This is a genomic window from Nostoc sp. 2RC, from assembly GCF_014222165.1.
GTDB classification, from domain to species: domain Bacteria; phylum Cyanobacteriota; class Cyanobacteriia; order Cyanobacteriales; family Nostocaceae; genus Nostoc; species Nostoc linckia.
On sequence record NZ_JACKZU010000429.1, the window covers coordinates 1 to 6,555 of the forward strand.

Sequence of the window (6,555 nt, forward strand, 5' to 3'; positions counted from 1 at the left end):
GCCTAACAGGGAGTATTGACTGGTGACTGGTGACTGGTGACTGGGGAGTGGTAACTGTTGACTGTTGACTTTTATTCTCCTTGTCTCCCTTGTCTCCCTTGTCTCCCCATCTCCCCATCTCTCCATCTCCCTCATCTCCCCCACTTCCCCACTCCCCAGTCGCCAGTCACCAGTCGCCGATCGCAAGGATTCAGAGCTTTTGGTAGAGTGTTCACACTGTAATTAATGTGCGAGGAGAAGAATAATTAGTAAAACTCCATATCAGCGTTTTAGCATACTACATCCCAGAAATCGTGTTACCACGAGTCAATTGTTTATTCGATCTGATTCGGCAGAGGACAGCAATTGACATCATTCAAACAGACTTTGCCCCACTGTAAAGCCCAGCGGACAAGAGCTACTCGATTTTCTGTCTCGGTTTTGGTGAGAATGTTACTGATATGGTTATCAACTGTACGCTTGCTAATTTCCAGTTTCACTGCAATCTCTTGGTTAGTTAAGCCAGCGGCCACTAAGTCGATAATTTGCAGCTCTCTGTCTGACAGACTAACAGGGGTCTCAGACTTGCCACCAGCCATGACTATTTCTTTCCTCCCTTGGTATATGTACTTAATCACTCTTTTTAATTCTAGAAGATTCTTTTGTTGGCAGGGGTTTCAAGTGTTAGCAGTAATACGATTATCAATATTTTTTTTGGATTTCAAGTTGCTCGGAATTTAACTATTAATTTAACTTTTCAAAATAATGTAGCATATTTATCTGAATTAATTTAGTTTAAATACTGAGAAAATGAAGTATGTCTTAGGGGCATATATCTATTATTAGAGTAGTAAAAATTGCTATTGAATTCTATGAAGGACTGGCGACAGATAGCAACAATTATTGTAGATTTTATACTGGAAATTCGTAATCCAAAATCGAAACCTAAAATCTAAAATGAAATGAGCAATCCCCGTGTTTTGTGCCTTGGTGAAATTTTGTTTGATTGTTTAGCCGATCAATTGGGGCTAAAGCTGGAAGAAGTGAAATCTTGGACTCCCTACCCAGGAGGGGCACCAGCTAATGTGGCCTGTGCTTTAGTCAAGTTGGGGACGCCAACGGCCTTTATTGGTGCTGTTGGCGAAGATGAACCAGGAAATGCACTGGTGAAGCTATTAGAGGATGTGGGTGTAGAGACAACAGGGGTGCAGCGTCATCCCACAGCACCAACACGGCAAGTATATGTGACACGGGATCTGGCTGGCGATCGCACTTTTGCTGGATTTGGTGAATATGATACCTCTGAATTTGCTGATACTCGCCTGTCTGCCAAACACTTGCCTTCTTCACTGTTTCAAGAGGCAGATTTTCTAGTTTTGGGCACTTTGGAATTAGCTTATCCCGAAAGCGAACAGGCAGTTTACCGCGCCCTAGAACTAGCAGAACAATACGATCTGAAGATTGTGCTGGATGTCAACTGGCGTCCTGTATTTTGGCACGATCCAAACATCGCTCATCAAAAAATTCCAGAATTATTTAATAAAGTTGATTTCCTGAAACTTTCCAAAGAAGAAGCCGAATGGCTATTTGAAACCGCAGATCCGGGAGCCATAACTTACCGTTTGGCTTCCATTGAGGGAGTATTAGTCACAGATGGAGAAAATGGTTGCACTTACTGTTTGGGTGAAAACGAAGGCAAATTACCTTCATTTTCCATTCCTGTAGTTGACACAACTGGTGCAGGGGATAGCTTTTTAGCAGGATTTGTCCACCAGCTGAGGCAGTATGGTATCCACAGTTTGCGGGATGCAGAAACGGCAAAACGGATTGTTACCTACGCTAGTGCTGTTGGGGCACTGACTACCATTAAAGCAGGTGCGATCGCTTCTCAACCCACAGCTGCCGAAGTCGAAGCTTTTTTAGCCACAAATCAACTTTAGGAATTAATAAAAGGGAACAGGGAACAGGGAATGGGTAACAGAATCAGGAGTCGCCCACGAGGGGCGGGGTTTTCACCTTCCACGGTATACAAAGATTTTTTCACCCGCGTTCGCGTAGCGTCTCCCAGAGAGGGGCGAGGTTTTAAATCAACATCTGGGGCTAGTTCCTCTCCTGTTGCGTGTTCCCGCCCCGTTGGCGTAGCCTCTCCTAGAGAAGGGGCTTGGTAAAATTAGCGGGAATATTAGCTACTAAAAGCTGATATCCCCAGCTAGAAAATAGATTTCAATTTGAATTTGGAATTGATTTATGGTAGTCCAAATCAGTGAAAGCAAAGCATCAAATCAACTGATAATAACCTGGGAACCCTTACCCAAAGATTTTCAACTAGAGGATGAGCCGGTGGAGAATACAGGTCAGCCAATATTAGCTGGTGCTTTGCGTGAAAGTTTAGAAATTAGTGGCTTCATCCAACCCCAAATGTTAATCGCCTCTAACTTGGGATTATGTGCAACTATTAACGGACAACTGGTAATTAAAGCACCAGATTGGGTGTATGTACCAACAGTGAAAGAAATTATTAGTAATCGCAAAAGTTACACACCAGTTTTAGAAGGTGAAATTCCACTAATTGTGATGGAATTTGTTTCTGATACTGACGGTGGAGAATATTCTGTTAAGCGTTCTTATCCACCAGGCAGATGGTTTTTTTACGAACAAATACTGCAAGTTCCTATTTATATAATTTTTGAACCTAATGGGGGATTATTGGAATATTATCAATTGGAAAATGGACATTATGAATTAAAATTACCAGATGAAAATGGCCATCATTTCATAGAAGCAATGAACTTATTTTTGGGAACATGGCAAGGAACAAAAGAAGCTCATAGTGGTTATTGGTTACGTTGGTGGGATCGAAATGGCAACTTGTTACCTTGGGCGGTGGAAAAAATTGAACAAGAACGTCAACGTGCTGAACAAGAACGTCAACGTGCCGAACAAGAACGTCAACGTGCCGAACAAGAACGTCAACGTGCCGAACAAGAACGTCAACAAAAAGAAAGATTAATTGGTTATTTACAGTCGCAAGGAATTGACCCCAATAATTTGCCTGGTTTTGAATAGAAATGTTGTTGGGTTGTTAACCGTTGATTGTTGACTGTTGACGGTTGACGGTTAACCGTTCCCTGTTTGCTCTGAATGTTGCCATAGGGCATCAACAGTTACAAATTCATAGCCTTGTTGTAGCAATTGAGGAATGAGAATTTTGATTGTGGCAGCAACGTCTTGTCCGCCACAAACACCATCATGTAAAACAATTAAAGAACCATTTTTAACTTGCTGCATAACTCGCTTCACCACAGTGTTTACTCCTGGTCGCACCCAATCTTCTGGTACAACACTCCACATTACTGGGCGATAATTCCACTCAAGAAATAATTTTAAAGTAGCAGGTGTAAATAAACCATTAGGGGGACGGACATCCCGCACTTGTTCAGGTTGCAGATTGCAAGCATCATAGATAGCAACTTGGGTTTTTTCTAAACTCAGCTTGAGTTCATTGGGGGAAAGCATGGGAAAAGAGCGATGATCGTAACCATGCAATCCGATCCAGTGTCGGCGATCGCTAACAGCTTTAGCAACAGCTGGCGAACGGTTGACGCAAACACCCAACCAAAAAAAACTCGCTGTAATTTTATACTGGTCTAAAACTGCTAACACTTCCGGTGTATGTTGCGGATGGGGGCCATCATCAAATGTTAAGGCGATCGCTTTTTTATGGGGATTGCCCATCCAAAGGCAATTGGGAAAACTCGGCTGGAGAATGCGGTAGAAAATTGGAAACAGGGGAGCTAGTTGCATTTTGCGTTTTTTGCTGGCGAAATTGCGATGTCTGCGACTGGCCTACACTTCTGGCAATCAAGCATATTTGGTTAAATGGTAATCTATAAAAACTCGAAGGGTAGCAGTTGACTGATGACTGATGACTGTTGACTGTTGACTGATGGCTCTTAACAGTCAACCGTCAACCGTCAACCGTCAACATAAGATCCACGAGCTTAAATTTGTAACAAAATCTGTAACAGCAATGTTATTTGAGCTAACACTCGTCTAAATTGATGAGAAATCTACGGGTAATCCCTGAATTAGCGAGTAATGTTGCTCAAAGATATACGAGACTATCAAATTCTATTTCTCGCCTCGTTCCTAGTGTTAGGAATTGGTACGCGAGACTGGACGCTGCGACCAGAATTGATTGCAGTAGCCATCACCACAAGTCTTTCAACTCAATTTATATTGTCATTAGTCTTTGGTCATTGGTCATTTGCAGACAATAAAGCGCAAAGTCTGAGCGGAGGAGACCTCCAATCAGAACTTTGTAAGAGAACCCAAAGCTTAAATCTTCGCAGTGCTTTAATTACTTCTTTAGGATTGAGCTTGCTGTTGCGGGCTGACCATTGGACAACAATGGCAATAGCTGTAGCAAGTGCCATCGCCAGCAAATTTATCTTTCGAGTCGGTGAGAAGCATTTCTTTAATCCTGGCAATTTTGGCATTATTTGTGCCTTGATTTTCACTGGTGACGCTTGGGTTTCACCGGGACAGTGGGGTGAAGAGTGGTGGTATGGGCTAGTATTTGCCGGTACTGGCGGTATGGTTTTGCAACGAATTGGACGTTGGGACACCACAGCAGCTTTTTTGGGTGCTTACTCCCTACTAGAGGCGATTCGTAATTTCTGGCTGGGTTGGACTTGGGATGTTTACTGGCACCGATTGATGAGCGGATCTTTACTGTTATTTGCTCTATTTATGATCACCGATCCGCGATCGATGCCCAATTCTCGCATCGGGCGCGTAATTTGGGCAATGTGCATCGCCGGATTAACTTTTATCCTGCGAAATTATTTCTTTCTTTCCACCGCAGTTTTCTGGGCACTGTTTATCCTTGCACCATTGACCATCTTGATAGATTTTCTTTGGTCAGCGCCAAGGTTTTCTTGGCAAAGGGGAGATGAGGAGACAAGGGAGTACACAGAAGTCCGAGCGGAGGCTTCCTTCGATGGGAACTTCGGAGGGAACAGGGGAGAAGAGTTTTTCCCCTCTGCCCCTGGAGCCTCTTCTGTCCAATGACCAATGCCCCATGCCCTAGTCACCACTAAATATTGAGGTATAACAATGAAACTTTTTCGATTTTTGAGACCATTATTATTAGCAATTGTAATTGTTTTGTGCTTTGCGCCGAAAGCTTGGGCATTTTGTGGATTTTATGTTGCCAAGGCTGATACAAAGCTATATAACAAAGCGTCTCAGGTGGTAATAGCACGGAATGGCGATCGCACTGTCCTCACAATGGCAAATGATTTTCAAGGTGAAGTCAAAGATTTTGCAATGGTGGTACCAGTGCCAACGGTACTGCAAAAAGAGCAAGTCCGCGTCACTGAACCCAAAATTATTGAACGTTTGGACGCTTTTAGCGCACCGCGATTAGTGGAATATTTCGATTCAGATCCTTGTGCCCCGCTTTATGAATATGACCGACCACTAGCATTACCAGCACCAGCAGCAAGCAATGAATCAGCAGGTGCAAGAGGCCGTGATGCTAGTTTGGGTGTGACTGTAGAAGCACGTTTTAATGTCGGTGAATATGACATCGTGATTCTCAGTGCTAAAGAATCCGGTGGATTGGAAACTTGGTTGCAACGCAATGGTTATAAAATTCCCAGAGGAGCAAAACAGTTACTTAAACCCTACGTCCGCTCCTCGATGAAATTCTTTGTTGCTAAAGTCAATTTAGATAAATTCGAGAAATCTGGCTACCAATTTCTTCGCCCGCTACAAATTTCCTATCAGTCACCCAGATTCATGTTGCCAATTCGTTTGGGCATGATTAACGCCACCACCGAACAGGATTTAATTGTTTACATTCTTTCCGCCGAAGGACAGGCAGAAATCACTAATTACCGCACGGTAAAAATTCCCTCCGATGCAAACATTCCTGTATTCGTGAAAAACGAATTTGGTGAATTTTACAAATCCATGTTTCAAACTGTCTACACCAAAGAAGACAAGAAAGTTGGTTTTTTGGAATACGCTTGGGACATGAGTAATTGCGACCCCTGTTCTGCCGATCCCCTAACCCCGGAAGAACTCAAGCAAGCAGGTGTATTTTGGCTAGACGATAATTCTCCAAATAATGTAACAGTGCCGCCCAACTTTCGTCGTCCGTTGCCTAGAAGTGATGTGTTCATCTCCCGGTTGCATGTACGCTACACCCGCGACAAATTCCCCGAAGACTTGATATTTCAACAAACAGGGAATCGTGAATCTTTTCAAGGACGTTATGTTTTGCAACATCCCTTCCAAGGAGAACTCAAGTGCCAAGCAGGTAGAGAATATAAACGTTCTTTACCCAAGCGTTTTGAACAAGAAGCCCAAACCCTAGCCAAACTCACCAACTGGAATATCCAAGACATTCGTAACAAAATGAAACTGAGTCTCAGTAATTTGAGATTGTCTTGGTGGGAAAACTTTCTGTCTTGGTTTGGATTCTATTAATTAGGATTGGGCATTGGGCATGGGGCATGGGGCAAGCAGGAAGTGTGGGAGGTGTGGGAGGTGTGGGAGGTGTGGGAG

At 43.3% G+C, this 6,555-nt stretch carries 6 protein-coding genes; 4 read left to right on the forward strand and 2 right to left on the reverse strand.

The annotated features are described in order from the left end of the window. Positions 1 to 314: 314 nt before the first annotated feature. Positions 315 to 578: a helix-turn-helix transcriptional regulator gene (locus tag GNE10_RS30500; RefSeq protein WP_096535280.1), complete on the reverse strand. Its 264-nt coding sequence runs from the start codon at positions 576 to 578 to the stop codon at positions 315 to 317. A 363-nt stretch (positions 579 to 941) separates the two neighbouring features. Here GNE10_RS30500 and GNE10_RS30505 point away from each other — a divergent pair, with 363 nt between their 5' ends. After that, the gene (locus tag GNE10_RS30505) at positions 942 to 1,919 is read left to right on the forward strand and encodes a carbohydrate kinase (RefSeq protein WP_185569553.1); all 978 of its coding nucleotides are present in this window, start codon (positions 942 to 944) and stop codon (positions 1,917 to 1,919) included. 307 nt (positions 1,920 to 2,226) lie between these two features. Then, positions 2,227 to 3,045: a Uma2 family endonuclease gene (locus GNE10_RS30510; RefSeq protein ID WP_185569555.1), complete on the forward strand. Its 819-nt coding sequence runs from the start codon at positions 2,227 to 2,229 to the stop codon at positions 3,043 to 3,045. Positions 3,046 to 3,096: 51 nt separating this feature from the next. On the opposite strand, the gene GNE10_RS30515 is transcribed toward GNE10_RS30510, so the two are convergent. Beyond that, complete coding sequence (locus GNE10_RS30515; RefSeq protein WP_185569557.1) at positions 3,097 to 3,783, reverse strand: polysaccharide deacetylase family protein; 687 nt, start codon at positions 3,781 to 3,783, stop codon at positions 3,097 to 3,099. A 294-nt stretch (positions 3,784 to 4,077) separates the two neighbouring features. Here GNE10_RS30515 and GNE10_RS30520 point away from each other — a divergent pair, with 294 nt between their 5' ends. After that, positions 4,078 to 5,052, forward strand: coding sequence for an RnfABCDGE type electron transport complex subunit D (locus GNE10_RS30520; RefSeq protein ID WP_185569559.1), 975 nt, complete (start codon positions 4,078 to 4,080; stop codon positions 5,050 to 5,052). Between the two features lie 45 nt (positions 5,053 to 5,097). Beyond that, on the forward strand, positions 5,098 to 6,477 hold the full coding sequence (locus GNE10_RS30525) for a DUF2330 domain-containing protein (protein WP_185569560.1): 1,380 nt from the start codon (positions 5,098 to 5,100) through the stop codon (positions 6,475 to 6,477). Positions 6,478 to 6,555: the final 78 nt, after the last annotated feature.